This window comes from Nocardioides campestrisoli, assembly GCF_013624435.2.
GTDB lineage: Bacteria > Actinomycetota > Actinomycetes > Propionibacteriales > Nocardioidaceae > Nocardioides > Nocardioides campestrisoli.
On sequence record NZ_CP061768.1, the window covers coordinates 3,477,695 to 3,494,580 of the forward strand.

The 16,886-nt window shown below is 73.0% G+C and carries 17 protein-coding genes; 3 read left to right on the plus strand and 14 right to left on the minus strand.

Annotated features, from left to right (window positions below; translation table 11 throughout):
- Positions 1–119: 119 nt before the first annotated feature.
- The gene (locus H8838_RS16410) at positions 120–617 is read left to right on the plus strand and encodes a DUF5709 domain-containing protein (protein ID WP_219924545.1); all 498 of its coding nucleotides are present in this window, start codon (positions 120–122) and stop codon (positions 615–617) included.
- 35 nt (positions 618–652) lie between these two features.
- Here the strand turns inward: H8838_RS16410 and H8838_RS16415 are convergent, their stop codons facing one another.
- Together H8838_RS16415 and H8838_RS16420 are read right to left on the minus strand one after the other, a co-directional pair.
- A complete protein-coding gene (locus tag H8838_RS16415; RefSeq protein WP_181313132.1) occupies positions 653–1,276 on the minus strand; it encodes a hypothetical protein in 624 nt (207 codons plus the stop codon).
- Between the two features lie 135 nt (positions 1,277–1,411).
- On the minus strand, positions 1,412–1,924 hold the full coding sequence (locus tag H8838_RS16420) for a GNAT family N-acetyltransferase (protein ID WP_185994587.1): 513 nt from the start codon (positions 1,922–1,924) through the stop codon (positions 1,412–1,414).
- A gap of 92 nt (positions 1,925–2,016) precedes the next feature.
- On the opposite strand from H8838_RS16420, the gene serC reads away from it, so the two are divergent.
- Positions 2,017–3,156 (plus strand): phosphoserine transaminase, encoded by a 1,140-nt coding sequence (gene serC / locus H8838_RS16425; RefSeq protein WP_181313130.1) that lies wholly within the window; start codon positions 2,017–2,019, stop codon positions 3,154–3,156.
- A 79-nt stretch (positions 3,157–3,235) separates the two neighbouring features.
- Here the strand turns inward: serC and H8838_RS16430 are convergent, their stop codons facing one another.
- From H8838_RS16430 to H8838_RS16460, 7 genes are read right to left on the minus strand one after another with little or no spacing between them, the layout of a single operon-like run.
- Positions 3,236–3,688, minus strand: coding sequence for a MaoC family dehydratase (locus tag H8838_RS16430; RefSeq protein ID WP_185994586.1), 453 nt, complete (start codon positions 3,686–3,688; stop codon positions 3,236–3,238).
- On the minus strand, positions 3,688–4,902 hold the full coding sequence (locus H8838_RS16435) for an acetyl-CoA C-acetyltransferase (protein ID WP_181313128.1): 1,215 nt from the start codon (positions 4,900–4,902) through the stop codon (positions 3,688–3,690). Before H8838_RS16435 ends, H8838_RS16430 begins: the two co-directional genes overlap by 1 nt.
- Complete coding sequence (locus tag H8838_RS16440; protein ID WP_224766201.1) at positions 4,895–5,809, minus strand: FAS1-like dehydratase domain-containing protein; 915 nt, start codon at positions 5,807–5,809, stop codon at positions 4,895–4,897. The genes H8838_RS16435 and H8838_RS16440 overlap by 8 nt, the downstream gene beginning before the upstream one ends.
- Positions 5,806–6,540 (minus strand): 3-oxoacyl-ACP reductase FabG, encoded by a 735-nt coding sequence (gene fabG / locus H8838_RS16445; protein ID WP_181313127.1) that lies wholly within the window; start codon positions 6,538–6,540, stop codon positions 5,806–5,808. Before fabG ends, H8838_RS16440 begins: the two co-directional genes overlap by 4 nt.
- A 2-nt stretch (positions 6,541–6,542) precedes the next feature.
- Entirely contained in the window at positions 6,543–7,715 is a 1,173-nt protein-coding gene (locus H8838_RS16450) for an acyl-CoA dehydrogenase family protein (protein WP_181313126.1), read from the minus strand.
- Positions 7,712–8,566 carry an HpcH/HpaI aldolase/citrate lyase family protein gene (locus tag H8838_RS16455; RefSeq protein WP_181313125.1) on the minus strand — a complete coding sequence of 285 codons (855 nt, stop codon included), beginning with the start codon at positions 8,564–8,566 and terminating at the stop codon, positions 7,712–7,714. The genes H8838_RS16450 and H8838_RS16455 overlap by 4 nt, the downstream gene beginning before the upstream one ends.
- Complete coding sequence (locus H8838_RS16460; protein ID WP_181313124.1) at positions 8,563–9,798, minus strand: CoA transferase; 1,236 nt, start codon at positions 9,796–9,798, stop codon at positions 8,563–8,565. Before H8838_RS16460 ends, H8838_RS16455 begins: the two co-directional genes overlap by 4 nt.
- Before the next feature lie 128 nt (positions 9,799–9,926).
- Here H8838_RS16460 and H8838_RS16465 point away from each other — a divergent pair, with 128 nt between their 5' ends.
- On the plus strand, positions 9,927–10,580 hold the full coding sequence (locus H8838_RS16465; RefSeq protein WP_185994585.1) for a GntR family transcriptional regulator: 654 nt from the start codon (positions 9,927–9,929) through the stop codon (positions 10,578–10,580).
- Between the two features lie 14 nt (positions 10,581–10,594).
- On the opposite strand, the gene H8838_RS16470 is transcribed toward H8838_RS16465, so the two are convergent.
- From H8838_RS16470 to H8838_RS16490, 5 genes are read right to left on the minus strand one after another with little or no spacing between them, the layout of a single operon-like run.
- A complete protein-coding gene (locus H8838_RS16470; RefSeq protein WP_185994584.1) occupies positions 10,595–11,986 on the minus strand; it encodes an MFS transporter in 1,392 nt (463 codons plus the stop codon).
- A gap of 20 nt (positions 11,987–12,006) precedes the next feature.
- Positions 12,007–12,825, minus strand: coding sequence for a CoA-transferase subunit beta (locus H8838_RS16475; protein WP_181313121.1), 819 nt, complete (start codon positions 12,823–12,825; stop codon positions 12,007–12,009).
- The gene (locus H8838_RS16480) at positions 12,825–13,745 is read right to left on the minus strand and encodes a CoA transferase subunit A (RefSeq protein ID WP_185994583.1); all 921 of its coding nucleotides are present in this window, start codon (positions 13,743–13,745) and stop codon (positions 12,825–12,827) included. Before H8838_RS16480 ends, H8838_RS16475 begins: the two co-directional genes overlap by 1 nt.
- Positions 13,742–15,739: a TRAP transporter permease gene (locus H8838_RS16485; protein WP_185994582.1), complete on the minus strand. Its 1,998-nt coding sequence runs from the start codon at positions 15,737–15,739 to the stop codon at positions 13,742–13,744. Before H8838_RS16485 ends, H8838_RS16480 begins: the two co-directional genes overlap by 4 nt.
- On the minus strand, positions 15,739–16,857 hold the full coding sequence (locus H8838_RS16490; RefSeq protein ID WP_224766202.1) for a TAXI family TRAP transporter solute-binding subunit: 1,119 nt from the start codon (positions 16,855–16,857) through the stop codon (positions 15,739–15,741). The genes H8838_RS16485 and H8838_RS16490 overlap by 1 nt, the downstream gene beginning before the upstream one ends.
- Positions 16,858–16,886: the final 29 nt, after the last annotated feature.

The window sequence follows — 16,886 nt, forward strand, 5'->3', positions numbered from 1 at the left end:
GTGCGGCTGTCCTGCATTTCACCCGCACCCGGATCCCCGAATCCGTCGCCCCCGATTGGGTACGAGGCGAGGGACGCATTCGCGAGAGAACACCCGAGAGAAACAACAAGGAGTCCGCCATGACCGAGCAGCCCGACGTCCCCACCGAGATCGGTACCGACCCCGCGGTGGACGACTCAGGTGACGCCAACGGCGAGCTCTACCACGGCTACAGCGTGGACGACGAGGACCAGCCGCAGGGCGACGGCGACAGCCTGGTCAGTGACCGTGGCCTGCCCGACCCCCTGGACGAGGGCTACTCCCCGCCGGAGAAGTGGTCGGCCGCTCAGCGGTTCGGCAACACGCCGTACGAGGAGGCGACCGGGGAGACCCTGGACCAGCGGGTCGCCCAGGAGGTCCCGGAGCCCGACCCCTACGAGGCGGCCGCCGAGGCCGAGTCGGCGGAGGACGTCGACGACGGCGAGGTGGGCAGCGAGCGGGCCGGCCGGCTGGTCGACCCCGACCGCGGCATCGGTGAGGACACCGAGAAGGACCTGGTCGGCGAGGACGTCGGCATCGACGGCGCGGGCGCCAGCGCCGAGGAGGCCGCGATGCACGTCGTCGACGACGACGAGTAGCAGAGCGTCAGCAGGACCGCAGCAGCCCGTCGGCGTCAGCCGGCAGGCTGCTCCACGTACCAGCTGGTCTTCCCCCGGGCCCCCTGGCGGGTGAGCGAGACGTGCACGTGGTCGCGGTGCCGCAGGGTGGGCGAGCAGCCGCGCTTGCGGCGGCAGGAGGAGGACAGGTAGGGCCTGGGCTCGAAGCCGCGGTAGGCGGCGTACATCGTGTCGTCCCAGATCACGTACATGACGCCCATCCGGCGGGCCAGCGCGTGCGGGTTGCCCAGCGCGTCGGGCGCGAAGAGCTCGGCCAGGAACGCGTCGGCCACCGCCTTGTCCGCGGGCCTGCGGGCGTCCAGCATCCAGTCGAAGGCGCGCGCCTCCTTGTGCTCGGAGACCGAGGAGCCGGCACAGCTGCGGGCGATCGGGCCGGCTGAGCCGCCCCGCGCCACGAGCGCCTGGGCGAGCATCAGCACCCCGGGCTTGGGCTTGCGCCGGCAGCGGGTCTGCGGCTGGTAGCCGGCGTAGGCCTCGACGGCGGAGGAGAAGACCAAGGCCGCGCTGAGCACCGGCACCCGGGCCTTGGCCCGACTCGTGGGATCGGGCGCCGGACCGGCCTGGGCGGGGCCCGGCGCCGTTCCCGCCACGGCCAGGAGCAGCACGAGCAGTGCCCCCACGACACCTCGTGCGGTCACTCCCCTGCCGGTCGTGAGCCGTCCTCCCCGAGTTCCTCCGATCACGTGCGCGACGCTACGTCCGGCGCGCGGGCGCTGTCCGGCGTACGACGGAAAAACCCGAGAAACCGCCGCGACCTACGGCGTGTCGGCTGGACCGAGCGTCTTGCCGAAGCACCGGGACAGCCCGGAGTCGCGGTAGTGGCCGTAGTTCGGGATCGGCCGGTACCCGCAGGACTCGTAGAGCCGCATCGCCTCGGGCTGGCGCAGCCCGGTCTCGAGGACCAGGCTCCGGGTGCCGGCGGCCGCAGCCTCGCGCTCGAGCAGCGCGAGCACCTGGCGGGCCAGGCCACGGCGGCGGTACGCCGCGGCGACGTACATCCGCTTCACCTCCGCGCAGGGCTCGGGCTGGTCGGACGGCGCCCGGGCCAGCCGCCGCCACGCCCCCATCGCCACCGGCTCGTCGCCCAGGTAGCCCACGTAGAACCGACCGGCGTCCCCGGCGAACTCCGTGTCGTCGATCGGGGCGCTGTCCGGACCGCCGTAGAGCGCCACGTACTCGGCCTGCACCTCGTCGATCAGCCGGACGGCGTCCGGGTGGGTCAGCGCACGCCGCTCGAACCTGAGGGCGGCGGGCAGGGCGGTGGTCATGGGCGGTTCCTCATCGATTCCGTTCGTCGGGCGGTCGGGCGTCGGGCAGCCGGACCGGGTGACACAATAGGCACGTTGCTCAGAGCGAGAGGATGCCGGTGAACCACACCGTCGAGGACGCGATCAGGATCCCGACCGAGCTGCTCCCGGCGGACGGCCGGTTCGGCTCCGGCCCCTCCAAGATCCAGACCGGCCACCTGGACGCGCTGGCGGCCACCGGCTCCGGACTGCTGGGCACCTCGCACCGGCAGGCGCCGGTCCGCCGGGTGGTGGGACGGGTCCGCGAGGGGCTCGCCGCGCTGCTCGACCTGCCCGAGGGCTACGAGGTGGTGCTCGGCAACGGCGGCGCCACCGCCTTCTGGGACATCGCCGCCTTCGGGCTGGTGCGCGAGCGCAGCCAGCACCTGGTCTTCGGGGAGTTCACCGCCAAGTGCGCCGCCTCGGTGCAGGCCGCGCCGTGGCTGGCCGACCCGAGCGTGATCTCCGCCGACCCGGGTTCGCGCGCCGAGCCGGTCGCGGAGGAGGGGATCGACGCCTACTGCTGGGCGCAGAACGAGACCTCCACCGGTGTGATGGCACCCGTACGCCGTCCCCCCGGCGCCGACGACGACGCGCTGGTCCTGGTCGACGCCACCTCCGGCGCCGGCGGCCTCCCCGTCGACCTGACCGAGACCGACGTCTACTACTTCGCGCCGCAGAAGTGCTTCGCCTCCGACGGCGGGCTGTGGCTGGCCACCATGTCGCCCCGGGCGCTGGCCCGGGCCGAGGAGATCGCGGCGAGCGACCGGTACGTGCCGGCGTTCTTCAGCCTGCCCACCGCGATCGACAACTCCGCGAAGGACCAGACCTACAACACCCCGTCGGTCGCCGCGCTGTTCCTGATGGCCGAGCAGCTGGACTGGATGAACGGCCAGGGCGGGCTGCCCGCGATGGTCGAGCGCACCACCGCCTCCTCGCAGATCCTCTACGACTGGGCCGAGGCCTCGTCGTTCGCCTCGCCGTACGTCGCGGTCCCCGAGCACCGCTCGCTGGTGGTCGCCACCATCGACTTCGACGAGTCGGTGGACGCCGCCCGGCTGGCGGCCGTGCTGCGGGCCAACGGCGTGGTCGACACCGAGCCCTACCGCAAGCTGGGCCGCAACCAGCTGCGGATCGCGATGTACCCCGCGGTCGACCCCGGGGACGTCGCGCAGCTGACCCGCTGCCTCGACCACGTGGTCGCGGCGCTCTGAGCCGACAGCGCGAGCGAACAGCCGAGAGGGGCCGTCCCGGGATCACCGGGACGGCCCCTCTCGGGCCCCAAGGAGGGGGTCAGGGCAGGACGAGGGTGATCGTCTCCGCCACGCAGACGGGCCGCTCGCTGCCCTCGGCCTCCACCGTCCACCGGGTCCTCACCTGCGTGCCCGAGGGCACCGGGTCGACGGCGACGAAGGTGGCCGAGCCGCGGACCCGGGTGCCGGTGCGCAGCGGCGCCGGGAACCGGACCTTCTCGGACCCGTAGTTGAGCCGGGCACTGCCCGCGTCGATCCGGAAGATCTTCAGCCCGAAGCCGGGCAGCATCCCCAGGGTCAGCAGACCGTGCACGATCGTCCCGCCGAAGGAGGACTGCGCCGCCCGCTCGGGGTCGACGTGGATCCACTGGTGGTCCCCGGTGAGGTCGGCGAACGTGTCCACCATCTTCTGGTCCATGGTGACCCACTCGGTGGTGCCGAGGGGCTCCCCGACCGCCGCCTCGATCTCCTCGATGCTGTTCAGGACGCGCATCAGGCGACCCGCTCGAAGATCGCCGCCAGGCCCTGGCCGCCCCCGATGCACATGGTCTCCAGGCCGTAGCGGGCCTCGCGGCGCTTGAGCTCGCGGGCCAGCGTGGCCAGCATCCGGCCGCCGGTGGCACCCACCGGGTGGCCCAGCGAGATGCCCGAGCCGTGCACGTTGGTCCGCTCGTGGTCGGCCTCGGTGAACTTCCACTCCCGCATCACGGCGAGGGCCTGCGCGGCGAACGCCTCGTTGAGCTCGATCAGGTCCATGTCGGACAGCGAGAGGCCCGCCCGGTCGAGCGCGACCTGGGTGGCCGGCACCGGGCCGATGCCCATGATCTTGGGCTCGACGCCCGCGACGCCCCAGCTGACCACGCGCACGAGCGGGGTGAGACCCAGCCGCGCGGCGTTCTCGGGGGTGGTCACGATCGCCATCGACGCCGCGTCGTTCTGTCCGCTGGCGTTGCCGGCGGTGACGGTGGCCTCGGGGTCGGAGCCCGCCAGGATCGGCTTGAGCTTCGCCAGCGACTCCATCGTGGTGCCGGGGCGGGGGTGCTCGTCCACCGTCACCACGGTCGACTCGCCCTTGCGGCCCGGCACGGTGACCGGGACGATCTGCTCGTCGAGCACGCCGGACTCCTGGGCGGCCACGGCACGCTGGTGCGACCGCACCGCCAGAGCGTCCTGCTCCTCGCGCGGGATCGAGTACTGACGACGCAGGTTCTCCGCGGTCTCCAGCATCCCGCCCGGCACCGGGTAGTGCCGGCCGCCGGCCGTGGACCGCGCGCGGACCAGGCTGTCGTGCATGGTGACGCCGCTGCGGGCGCCGCCCCAGCGCATGTCGGTGGAGTAGAACGAGGCGTTGCTCATGCTCTCGGTGCCACCGGCGACCACCAGGTCCATCGCCCCGGTCTGCACCTGCATGGCGGCGTTGAGCACCGCCTGCAGGCCCGAGCCGCAACGACGGTCCAGGTGCTGACCGGGCACGGTCACCGGGAGGCCGGCGTCCAGGGCGACGACGCGGCCGATGGCCGGCGCCTCGCTGTTGCCGTTGCAGTGGCCGAGGATCACGTCGTCGACCTCCGTGCCGTCGAGGCCGGAGCGCTCGAGCAGGCCCCGGAGCGCGGCGACGCCCAGGTCCACGGCGGTGAGGGAGGCGAACATCCCCCCGTAGCGGCCGATCGGGGTGCGGACCGGCTCACAGATGACTGCTTCACGCATGGTGCGTGCCTTTCTCGAGGGGATGTGCGTCCAAGGTGGTCCGGGGTGCTCCGTCTGCTCCGGAGAGCAGCGAGAGGACCCCGGAGGGGTGGTGCTCGTGGGTGATGCGGGCGGGCTGGCCGCAGAAGAGCGGCGCCCGGTTGCGGTGCTGCAGGCGCGCCGGGCCCGACAGCTCGCCGGCCTGCCACAGCGACTCGGCCAGCAGCAGGGTCATCAGCGGGCCGTGCACGACGAGGCCGGGATATCCCTCGACGCCGGTGGCGTAGGGCCAGTCGTAGTGGATCCGGTGCGCGTTGGCGGTGGCGGCGCTGAACCGCATCAGCACCGTCGGGTCGGTGACCACGTCCCAGCCGTCCTCCGGGGCGGGGCCCCGTCGCAGCGGAGGCCCGCTGGGCTCCTGGCCCAGCGGCGGCTCGGGGGCGGTCCCGGACCGGGCACCGGCCTCGCGGTAGAGGATGTCCTGGCGCTCGACGAGGCACAGCCCGCCGTCGGCGCCGAGCACACGGGACTCGACCACCACCAGCACCAGCGGTCCGGAGCGACCCGTCTTGTCGGTCACCGAGACCACCCGCGACTCGCTGCGGACCTCCTCGCCCACCGCCGGGGACCGGTGCCAGGTGACCTCGCCGCCGGCGAACATCCGCCGGGGCAGGCCGACCGGCGGCAGGAACGATCCGGTCCGCGGGTGGCCGTCCGCGCCGAGCACCGAGGAGGCCGCCCAGCGGGGCAGCGCCACCCAGTGCCACAGCGGGGGCAGGGGGTCGCCCGGACCGACGTCGCGCCCGTCGTCGAGCAGGGCGGCGAGCGCCTGCACGGGGGTGGGGGCGACGACCTCGGTGACCACCGAGGTCGTCGGCTCCCAGCCCTCGTACGACGGCCCGGCGTACGGCTCGTGGGACTCGGTCACATGAACCGTCCGCCGGTCACCTCGGCCACGGTGCCGGTCATGTAGGAGGAGAGGTCGGAACCGTAGAAGAGCGCAACCGAGGCGACCTCGTCGGGCTCGCCGGGGCGGCCCATCGGGATCTCGGCCATCTTCTGGTCCCACGCCTTCTGCGGCATCGCCTCGGTCATCGCCGAGCGGATCAGGCCCGGCTGGATCGCGTTGACCCGGACGCCGTGGTGGGCCATCTCCTTGGCGGCGGCCTTGGTCATCCCGACGATGCCGGCCTTGGCGGCCGAGTAGTTGGTCTGCCCGACCATGCCGACCTTGCCCGAGAGCGAGGAGATGTTGACGATCGCGCCGGACTTCTGCTCGCGCATCCGGGCCGCGGCCAGCCGGGTGCCGTTCCAGGTGCCCTTGAGGTGGACCTGGATCACCAGGTCGAAGTCCTCCTCGCTCATGGTGCGCATGGTGGCGTCGCGGGTGATGCCGGCGTTGTTGACGAAGACGTCGAGGGAGCCGAAGGAGTCGACCGCGGTCTGCACCAGGCCCTGGACCTCCTCGGCGTCGACGACGTCGCAGCGCACGCCGACCGCGCCGTTCCCGAGCTCGGTGGCGGCGGCCTTGGCGGCGGCCTCGTCGAGGTCGCCGATGACGACCTTGGCGCCGTGCTCGACGTAGAGGCGGGCGATGGCCAGGCCGATGCCCTGGGCGCCTCCGGTGACGACGGCGGTGCGGTTCTCGAGCAGGGACATGGTCAGACTCCTTCGTGGTTGCGGTCGCGGGCGACCAGCTGGGCGGCGATCACGTTGCGCTGCACCTCGTTGGTGCCTTCGCCGAGGATCATCAGGGGGGCGTCGCGGAAGTACCGCTCCACCTCGTACTCCTTGGAGAAGCCGTAGCCGCCGTGGACGCGCATCGCGTCCAGGGCGACCTGCATCGCGGTCTCCGAGGCGAAGAGCTTGGCCATCCCGGCCTCCATGTCGGCGCGGCGCCCGGAGTCCAGGCGCTCGGCGGCGTCGGCGGTCATCAGGGCCGCGGCCTTGGTCCGGGTGGCCATGTCGGCGAGCAGGTTGCCCACCGACTGGTGCTTCCAGATCGGCTTGCCGAACGACTCGCGCTGCTGGGCGTAGGTCACCGCGTCGTTGAGCGCCGCCTGCGCGACGCCGACCGCCCGGGCCGCGACCTGGATCCGGCCGAGCTCGAGACCGCGCATCATCTGCTGCCAGCCGGTGCCGGCCTCGCCGCCCAGCACCGAGCTTGCGGGGACGCGCAGCCCGTCGAAGGTCAGCTCGCAGGCCTCGACTCCGCGGTAGCCCAGCTTGGGGATCTTGCCGGAGACGCTGAACCCCTCCCCCGGCTCGACCAGCAGGACGCTCATCCCGGTGTGCGCCGGCTTGGCGTCGCGGTCGGTCTTGCACAGCAGGCCGATCAGCCCGGAGTGCTGGGCGTTGGAGATCCAGGTCTTCGAGCCGTGGACCACGTAGTCGTCGCCGTCGCGCACGGCGTAGGTGCGCATCCCCTGCAGGTCGCTGCCGCCGCTGGGCTCGGTGAGCGCCATGGTCGCGCGGACGCTGCCGTCGGCCATCCGGGGCAGCCAGTGCGCCTGCTGCTCGGGGGTGCCGAAGGTGCGGATCAGGTAGGTGATGACCGAGTGGCCGCCGATCGCCCCGGCGAGGCTCATCCAGCCGCGGGCCAGCTCCTCGGTGACCCGGGCGAAGCAGGCGGTGCTGACGTCCACGCCGCCGTGCTCGGCCGGGACCAGGAGGCCGAAGAAGCCCAGCTCCTTCATCTCCTCGATGAACGCCTCGGGGTAGATGTCGTCGGCCTCGTACTCGCGCACGTGGGGGCGCACGCGCTGGTCCACGAACTCGGCCACCAGTCGGACCATGTCCTGCTCGTCGGCGCTCAGGCCGTTGCGTGTCGTCATCGCTTCTCCTCGTTCTCGGAAGTCTTGCTGGCGGCCAGGACCCGTCGGGCCCGGTCCACCACGGGCTTGTCGACCATGCGTCCGTCGACGACGGCGAGTGCGCCGTCCTGCGCGGAGGCGAGCACCCGCTCGGCCCAGGCGACCTCGGCCGCCGAGGGCGCGAAGCCGGCCCGGACCACGGGCACCTGGCGTGGGTGGATGCAGAGCTTGCCGGCGAACCCGCGGCGGCGGGACCGGGTGGTGTCGGCGGTGAGCAGCTCGGCGTCGTCGACGGCGCCGGTGACGCCGTCGACCGGCCCGGCCAGGCCGGCGGCCGCCGACGCCAGCACCAGCGCGCCCCGCGAGGGGGCGAGCGCCTCGTCGTCCTCGGGGTCGATCCCGAGCTCGGCGGCGAGGTCGAAGGTGCCGATCGCCAGACGGACCACGCCGGGGACCTCGGCCAGGGCTGCGGCGGCGAGCACGCCGCGCGCGGTCTCCACGAGCGCGACGGCCGTGGAGCCGGCGGGCAGGGCGGCGAGCAGCGCGGCGAGGTCGCCGGGCTGCTCGGCCTTGGCCACGACCACGGTCACCGGCGTCGACGCCGGGAGTGCGGCGAGCGCGGCCACGTCGGCCGCCCGCTCGGCCGGGTCGGCGTTGATACGGACCGCGCAGGCCCCGGTCGCGGTGGCCAGCCAGTCCGTCACCGCGACGCGGGCGGCGGCCTTGTCGGCGCTCGCGACGGCGTCCTCCAGGTCCAGGACCACCAGGTCGGCGCCGGCGGCGACGGCCTTGGCGAACCGCTCGGGGCGGTCGCCCGGCACGAAGAGCAGGGTCGCCGCGGTGGCCGCAACGACGGGCGCGTGGGCGCTCACGCCTCCACCTCCTGGCGGTCGCGGACCACGCCGTCGGCCATCAGCGCCGCCATCCGCTCCGGCGGCAGGCCCAGGCGCTCGGCGAGCAGCTCGGCGTTGTGCTCGCCGACCTGCGGGGCGCGGGCGCTGCTGGCCGGGGCGCCGGCGACGTCGATCGGGGAGCCGGGGGCCAGGTAGGGGCCGACCCCGGGCTGGTCGACGGTGGCGAAGAGCGGGTGGGCGCGCAGCTCGGCCGCGTCGTGGGCGGCCAGGTCGGCGAAGCTGCGGTACGGCGACCACAGGATGCGGGTGCGCGAGAGCGCCTCCGAGACCTCCGCCCAGGACCGGGTGGAGACCCAGGACCCCAGCAGCCCGAAGAGGGCCGCACGGTGCCGGTAGCGGTCCCCCTCGTCGGCGAAGTCGGCGTCCAGCGCCTTCTCCAGGCCGGCCACCACGTCGCCGAGCCCGGTCATCTCCAGCAGGTCTCTCCACTGCCGGGGGGTGAGAGCCACGAACATGAACCGCACCCCGTCGGCGGTGGTCAGGTCGGTGCCGAAGGTGCCGTGCACGTCGTTGCCCTCGCGGACCCGGTCACCGCCCAGCTGGGCCTCGGCCAGGTAGCCCAGGTTGCCGGCCAGGGCGAGGGCGACGTCCTCCAGGGCGACCCGGACGGCGCTGCCCAGCCCGGTGCGGGCGCGGTGCCGCTCTGCGGCGAGCAGGCCGGCGGCCAGGTAGAGCCCGGCGGCCACGTCCCAGGCCGGGAGCACGTGGTTGACCGGCGCGGCGTGCCCGGCGGGACCGGTGACCAGGGGGAATCCCGTCCCGGCCTGCACGGTGTAGTCGACTGCGGTGCCGCCGTCGCGGCGACCGGTGAGCAGGACGTGGATGACGTCGCTGCGGCGCTCGGAGAGCGCCTGGTGGCCGAGGTCGGCCCAGCGCTCGTTGTTGGCGACCAGGATCCCGTCGCCCTCCACCACCAGGTCGGCGACCAGCGCACGCCCGGCGGGGTCGGCGAGGTTGACCTCCAGGGCCCGCTTGCCGCGGTTGAGGCCGCTCCAGTAGAGGCTCGTCCCCGAGGGCGCCAGGGGCCAGCGACCGCGGTCCGGGCCGCCGCCGAGCGGCTCGACCCGGATGACGTCCGCCCCGAGCTGGGCCAGGGTCAGCCCGGCCAGCGGGGTCGCGACGAAGCTCGACAGCTCGACGACCCGCAGCCCCGCCAGCGGCCCGGCCGCCTGGTCCTGTCCTGCACTCATCCCCTGCTCCTCCGCACGATTCCTCCAACGCTCTGCGTCCTGTGGAAATAGAATATATTATGCATGCACGTCCGCAGAGCCTACATTGGTGCTCCGGCCGTGAGACGGCGACGACCCGAGGAGCAGGAATGGGAAGACCCCAGCTGAGTGACGAGGCCGCGGCCTACGTGCGTGAGCTCGTCCTCACCGGCCAGCTCCGGGCAGGCGAGTTCGTCCGGGTCGACCGGGTCGCCGAGCAGCTGGAGATGTCCGTGACCCCGGTGCGCGAGGGCCTGCTCGCGCTGCGCGGCGAGGGTTTCCTCGAGCTCGCACCGCGCCGGGGCTTCGTGGTCGCCGAGCTCACCGAGGACGACGTGCGCGACCTGTTCTGGGTCCAGGCCCGGCTCGCTGGCGAGCTCGCCGCGCGCGCCACCACGCGCCTGACGCCGGCCGAGGTCGCGGAGCTCGAGGAGCTGCAGGCCACGATCACCCGTGCCCTGGAGGCCGGCGAGCTCGACGAGGTCGAGCGGAGCAACCACGCCTTCCACCGCACCATCAACCTGGCCGCCCGATCCCCCAAGCTGGCGTGGTTCCTGCGGGCGGCCACCCGCTACGTGCCCAACCGGTTCTACCACCGCATCGGCGGCTGGCCGGACGCCTCGCGGCACGACCACGCCGGGCTGCTCGACGCGATCCGCGCCCGGGACGCCGAGGGCGCTCGCCGGGCCATGGAGGAGCACATCATCCACGCCGGCCAGCTCCTGGTCGACCACGCGGACCTCGCGGTGAGCACGGAGGACTGAGCCGCGCCCGGCACTCACGTGCCCACCGCCGGCGAGCCGGGACCGGTGCCGAGCGTCGGGGCCGTGTCGACCACCGGGGCGGCCGGCGGCCCGACCAGGACGACCGCCAAGGTCAGCGCGGCCAGCGTCGCGGGGCCGGCGAAGACCAACATCAGGTGCCCGGTGGGATAGCTCAGCGCCACCCACGCGTAGCCGGCCGCGAGCCCGGAGAAGCGGACCATGTTGTGGATGCCCATCGCGGTGCCGTTGCGCGACGCGGGGCTGCGCATCGCCCCCAGCGCCGCCACCGACTGCACCGCCCCGATGGCGCAACCGCTCAGCGCCAGCACGGCGAACGCCGCCACCAGGGGCGCGGTGGAACCCTCCAGCGCCAGCGCCGGCGGGACCAGCAGCGGCGTGCAGACCAGCACGGCCAGACCGGCGTGCATCACCCGTCGCGGAGTGATCCGCTCGCCGATCCGCGAGGAGACCGGGGCGAAGATCGCCATCGAGGCGGCCAGCGCCACCGTGATCGCGCCGATCCGGCCGGGCGAGAGGCCGAAGGCGCGTCCCAGCTCCAGGGGCGTGGCCACGATGAACATGCCCAGGATCGACATCACGGACCCGGCCGCCACCGTGCTGCGGAAGTAGCGGGGCTCGCGAAGCAGGCGGGGCTCGACCAGGGCGCGGCTGCTGCGCCGGGCGATCATCAGGTGCACCAGCACCCCGACCAGCCCGACTGCGGCCAGCGCCAGGGTCGTGACCAGGGCACCGCCCTGACCGACGACGGTCAGCGCCCCGACGAGGCCGCCCGCACCCACCACCAGCGTCAGCATGCCGGTGACGTGCATCGGCGGCCGCCCGGCGGGAGCGGCCGGCACCACGCGCAGCAGGAGCACGGCCAGCAGGCCGGCCAGCGCAGCGTGGGTGACGAAGACCCCGCGCCACCCGACCAGGTCCGCCACCAGGCCCCCGATCGGCGGGCCGAGTGCCTGGCCCACGCCGATCGCCGACGCCCAGGTGGCCATCACCCGGGCGCGGTTGTGGACCCAGAAGAACCCCAGCGTCTGCTGGACCGCCGGCGGGATCGCCGAGCAGGCGAGACCCTGCAGGGCCCGCATCCCGACCAGCGTCAGCAGGTCGGGGCTCAGCGCCGCGCCGATCCCGGCCGCGACCATCAGCCCGAGCGAGGCGACCAGGAAGCGGCGGGGTCCTAGGCGCTCGCACAGCCAGCCCGCGAGCGGGGCGGCGACCACCATCGCGAGGGTGAAGGCGGCCACCGCGAAGACGATCTCGCGGGGGCCCGCCTCCAGCCCGTCGGCGATCTGGTTGATCGGCGAGGTGATCAGGGTGCTCGACAGGGTGCCCAGGGTGGTGCACGCCAGGAGCACCACGTAGGCCGCCCGGCCCGGTTCCTCGGGCGCCACCGGGGTCCTCATCGCCGGGGTCACCGCAGGTAGAGCCGGACGGTGTCGATCTCCTCGCGCAGCAGCCGGACGTCCTCCTCAGTGGGCCACGGGGTCACGGTCACCTCGTCGGCCACCGCCAGGTCCCAGCCCGTGGCGGCACGGACCTGCTCCACGCTCACCCCGGGATGGACCTGGGCCACCTCGAGCTCGCCGAACCGGTCGGGGCGGCGCAGCACCGCCAGCGGGGTGATCACCGTGGAGACCCCGTGGCCGGGCGGCACCGCGCGCGGGTCCAGGTCGCGGGCCCGCACCGGGCTGGGCGAGGTGCAGAAGTCCAGCTCGGCGGGGAACGCACCCGGGTCGTGGCGGCGGAGCACGGTGATGCACTCGCGCGCGTTCGGCATGATGTCGGCCGCGCCGCCGGAGCCGGGGAGCCGCACCGTGGGGCGCTGCCAGTCGCCGATGACGCTCGTGTTCAGGCTCCCCCAGCGGTCCACCTGCGCGGCGCCGAGGAAGCCGACGTCGACGTGCCCGCCCTGGAGGACGTAGCCGAAGAGCGCCTGGAGGTTGACCACCGCCTCGGCCCCGGAGACCAGGACCGAGTCCGCGATCCCCTCGGCCATCCCCTCGGGGTGCGCGCCGCAGACTCCCGACTCGTAGACCAGGCCGATGTCCGGGTCCACCGTGCGGCGGGCCAGGTCCACGGCCAGGGTGGGCAGGCCCACCCCGGCGAAGACCCGGCGCTTGCCCGCCAGCTCGCGTGCCGCGACCGTGGCCAGGAACTCCGTGCTGGACACGGTGATCCCGGCCGGCCCGACCTCCGGGGCCTCGGTACCTGTGCTCGCTGCCTGGCTCATCAGGACCTCCGTCCGTAGTCGACCTGGCCGGAGAGACGCTCGCCGACGCTGTTGCCCTGCCAGCGCTCCTCGCCCAGCCGGTCGAGGTAGGCCGCCCGGTCGGGCAGGTCGTGGACCCACTCCTGGAGCCAGGACCGCAGCAGCTGCGGGTCCCGGCTGATCGGGGTCCACTCCCGGTAGAAGGCGTTGTCCCGGTCGTAGTAGCCCTGCACGTACGACGGGTGGGCGCCACCGGGGCAGTGCACCACCGCGTCGACCGCGTGCGCGGGGATCAGCGTGCGGTTGGGGTCGGAGCGGACGACCTCGTCGTCCACGATCTCCTCCACCGTCACGATCACCTTCTTCGCCGCGTAGGCGACCTCCTGCAGGGCGCCGACGATCCCCCAGACCTGCACGTTGCCGAGGCGGTCCGCACGCTGGGCGTGGACCACCGTGACGTCCGGCGACAGCGCCGGGACGACGTGCACGTCGGGCCCGCCGTACGGGTCGGCGACCTTGCGGATCCGCGGGTTCAGCGCCGGCAGGTCGCTGCCCGCGTAGGACTTCAGGGGGAAGAACGGCAGCCCCGCCGCAGCCGCCTGGTAGCGGCCGTACATGCCGTAGTGGCTGTACTCCTCCACCTCGAGCGGCTCCGGGTCGGCCCGCTCGATCCGTCGGCGCAGCTCGTGCAGCGAGCCCGCCGAGCCACTGGCGAAGAACGACGCGACGAGCTTGCGCACGCACCCCGCCGCGATCAGCTGGTCGGCGATGATGTCCGGGGTCATCCGGCACAGGGTCAGGTCGCGCCGACCCTGCCGGATGATCTCGTGCCCCGCCGCGAAGGGGATGAGGTGACCGAAGCCCTCCAGGGCCACGGTCATCCCGTCCTCGACGTGCTCGGCGACGGCCTCCTCGAGCCCGCGGACCTTCACCTCGCTCACGAGGCGGTCACCGCGTCGGCCGGGTTGGGCTCCGCGTCCGGGGCATCCGCCTCCTTGCGGGGCGTCCCGTCCCGGGGCGGCAGCACCTTGGTGACCACGGCGAGCACCACCACGACGGCCAGACCGATCAGGCTGCTGGTCACCTCGGGCGCCAGGATCAGCGCACCGGCCGGCACGCCGATGATCCGGGTCACCGGGTGCAGGTGCCGCTCCAGGCCGATGGCGTAGCCCTCGAACGCACAGGCCATCACGAACACGCCCACGATCGCGAAGACCAGCGTCACCGCGATCTCGCTCGCCGTCCCCTGGGCCACCAGCGCCGGGTTGGCCGCGAAGCAGAAGGGGATGACGTACTTGACCATGCCCAGCCGCATCGCGGTCAGGCTCGTCTTCATCGGCTTCGTGCCGGCGATGCCGGCGGCCGCGAACGAGGCCAGCGCCACTGGTGGGGTGATGTAGGAGACGGTCGCCCAGTAGATGACGAACAGGTGCGCCGCGATCGGGTCGATGCCCAGCGTGACCAGCGCGGGAGCCATCACGATCGCCAGCAGCACGTAGACCGCCGAGACCGTCATGCCCATGCCCAGGACGAACGAGGTGACCGCGCCGGCGATCAGGATCAGCACCACGCTGCCGCCGACCGCGCTCACCAGCTCGCGGGCCAGGGAGAGCGAGACACCGGTCATCGACAGGCCACCGATGATCAGCCCGACGCCGGCGATGATGCCGAGGATCTCGCCGATCGTGCGGCCGGCCTTGAAGACCACGTCCGCGACGCCGCGAGGACCGAGCCGGTCCGTGGGCCGCAGCATCGTGTAGACGAGCAGGGCCGCGGCGATGATGAACGGCGCCTGCGCCTCGCGGCGGTAGACGACCAGCAGGAAGGTCAGGGCGGCGAGGGCCGTGACGTAGGGCCAGCCGTGCAGCAGGGTGGTGAAGAACCGCGGCAGCTCGGAGCGCTTGAGCCCCCGCAGCCCGCGCCGCGCCGAGTAGGCGTCGACCTGGGTGAAGATGCCGATGTAGTAGAGCAGCGCGGGGATGGCCGCGGCCAGCGCGATCTCGCTGTAGGGCACGCCGACGAACGAGACCATCAGGAACGCCGCGGTACCCATGATCGGCGGGGTGATGGAGCCACCCGACGAGGCGGTCGCCTCGACGCCGGCGGCGTACTCGCCGGAGAACCCGCTGCGCTTCATCGCGGGGATGGTCAGGGGGCCGGTGGTGAGCACGTTGGAGACGGCGCTGCCGCTCATCATGCCCATGCTGGCCGAGCTGACCACCGCGACCTTGGCCGAGCCGCCGCGGCGAGTGCCGAGCATCGACTGGGCGAGGTCGTGGAAGAACGCGCCGCCACCGACGGACTGGAGCACCACGCCGAAGAGCAGGAACCCGACCAGGATCCCGGCCGCGGTCTGCAGCGGGAGGCCGAGGATGGAGTCCACGCCCATGGCGTGCATCCGGGCGGTGCCCTCGAGGTCGAACTGGATGCCGGTGAGGAAGTCCAGCGGCATCTGCGAGGCGAACAGCGGGTAGACGGAGAAGGCCCCCGCGATCAGCGTGACCACCAGCCCGGCCGTGCGGCGCAGCGCCTCGAGCACCACCGCCCACAGCACGAAGGAGGCCACGAGCGCCGTGGTCGGACCGCCGTAGTCCCAGCCCTCGTTGATGATGTTCTCGGCGTTGAGGCCGAACCAGGCCGGGACGGCCAGCGCCACCGCGGCGATCAGGGCGTCGTACCACGGCACCCGGTCATGCTGCGCCGGGCGCATCGGGAAGGCCAGGAAGACGATCGGCAGGAAGCAGGCAAGCACGAAGTAGAGGAACGTGTTGCGCAGCATGCCGCTGCCGAACGGGTTCCAGTAGAAGACCTGGCTGATGGTGATCGCGACGCCGGCAAGCGTCAGCCCGATCACCACCCAGCGCCAGATCCCACGACACCTCAGGACGGAGCCGTGCTCCTCCTCGGCGTCGACGAGGACGTCGGTCTGGCTCATCAGGACTCCATGTTCTCGTTCTTCCAGGCCACCCAGGCGTCGTGCATGTTGTCGTCGCCGCCCTCGGCCTCGAGGAACGCCTTCCACTGCTCGTCGAGCTCGTCGGCGCGCGCCAGCAGCTTCTCCTGCTGCGCGGCGGCCTCCTCGGACCACGCGTCGTTCTCCTCCAGGTAGGAGATGAGGCCGGGGTGGAACGGGACCTCGCGCGGGCCCGCCTGCACCTGGTCCAGGTTCCAGGCCGCGGTGGTGGCGGTGGAGTCCTTGTAGGCGTCGTAGTTGTCGTCGATCGCCGCGACGATGGCGCGCACGGTCTCCTCGTCGGCGTCCGCGTAGGTCACCACGGGGACGGTGTAGAGCATGCCCATCGCGCTCTCCCCGTCCTCGAGACCGGGGGCCCCGGTGAACTCGCCGATCTCGGTCGAGGGCGCGATCTCCTCGACGGCGGCGACCTTCTCCTCCGAGGTGTCGTCCATGCTCAGCCAGCGGACGGGGAAGGCGGACTCGAGCTCGTAGAGCGAGGAGCCGTAGACCTGCTGGAACAGCACGTCGAGCTTGCCGTTCTGCAGCGCGCCCGGCTGGTCGCTGTAGCCGATCTCGACGACGTTGACGTCGTCCCAGGTCAGGCCGCCGTAGGCGAGGAACGCCTCGAGCTTGTTGTTGACCGAGGGGTTGGCGGTGATCCGCGGGAACTTCTTGCCCTTGAGGTCCTCGAAGGTCTCGATGCCCGAGTTGTCCTTGACCATCAGCCCGTGCGGGGCGACCGGCGCCCAGATCACGCGCAGGTCCTGCGGACCCCAGTCCTTGGTCGCGAAGTCGTAGTCGCCCTCGAAGCCGAAGATGTACTCGTCACCGGTGCGCGCCATCGTCGCCTGCTCCTCGCGGAGCGGGGTGAGGCGGCCGACCGCGGTGTCGGAGGTGATGACCCGGACGCTGGTGCCCTCGTTGGAGGTGATCGCATCCGCGACCGCCGCCACGTCGGCGTACGTCGAGGTGCCCGTGCCGTAGGTGCTCCAGACGATCTGGTCGGGCATCCCCTCGGTCACCTCCGCGCCGCCGCACGCGGAGAGCGCGAGCGCGGCGACCGTGGCCAGACCGGCCCGGATAACAGGCTTCCTCATGACAGTTCCCTTCGTCATGGGCCCGTCCG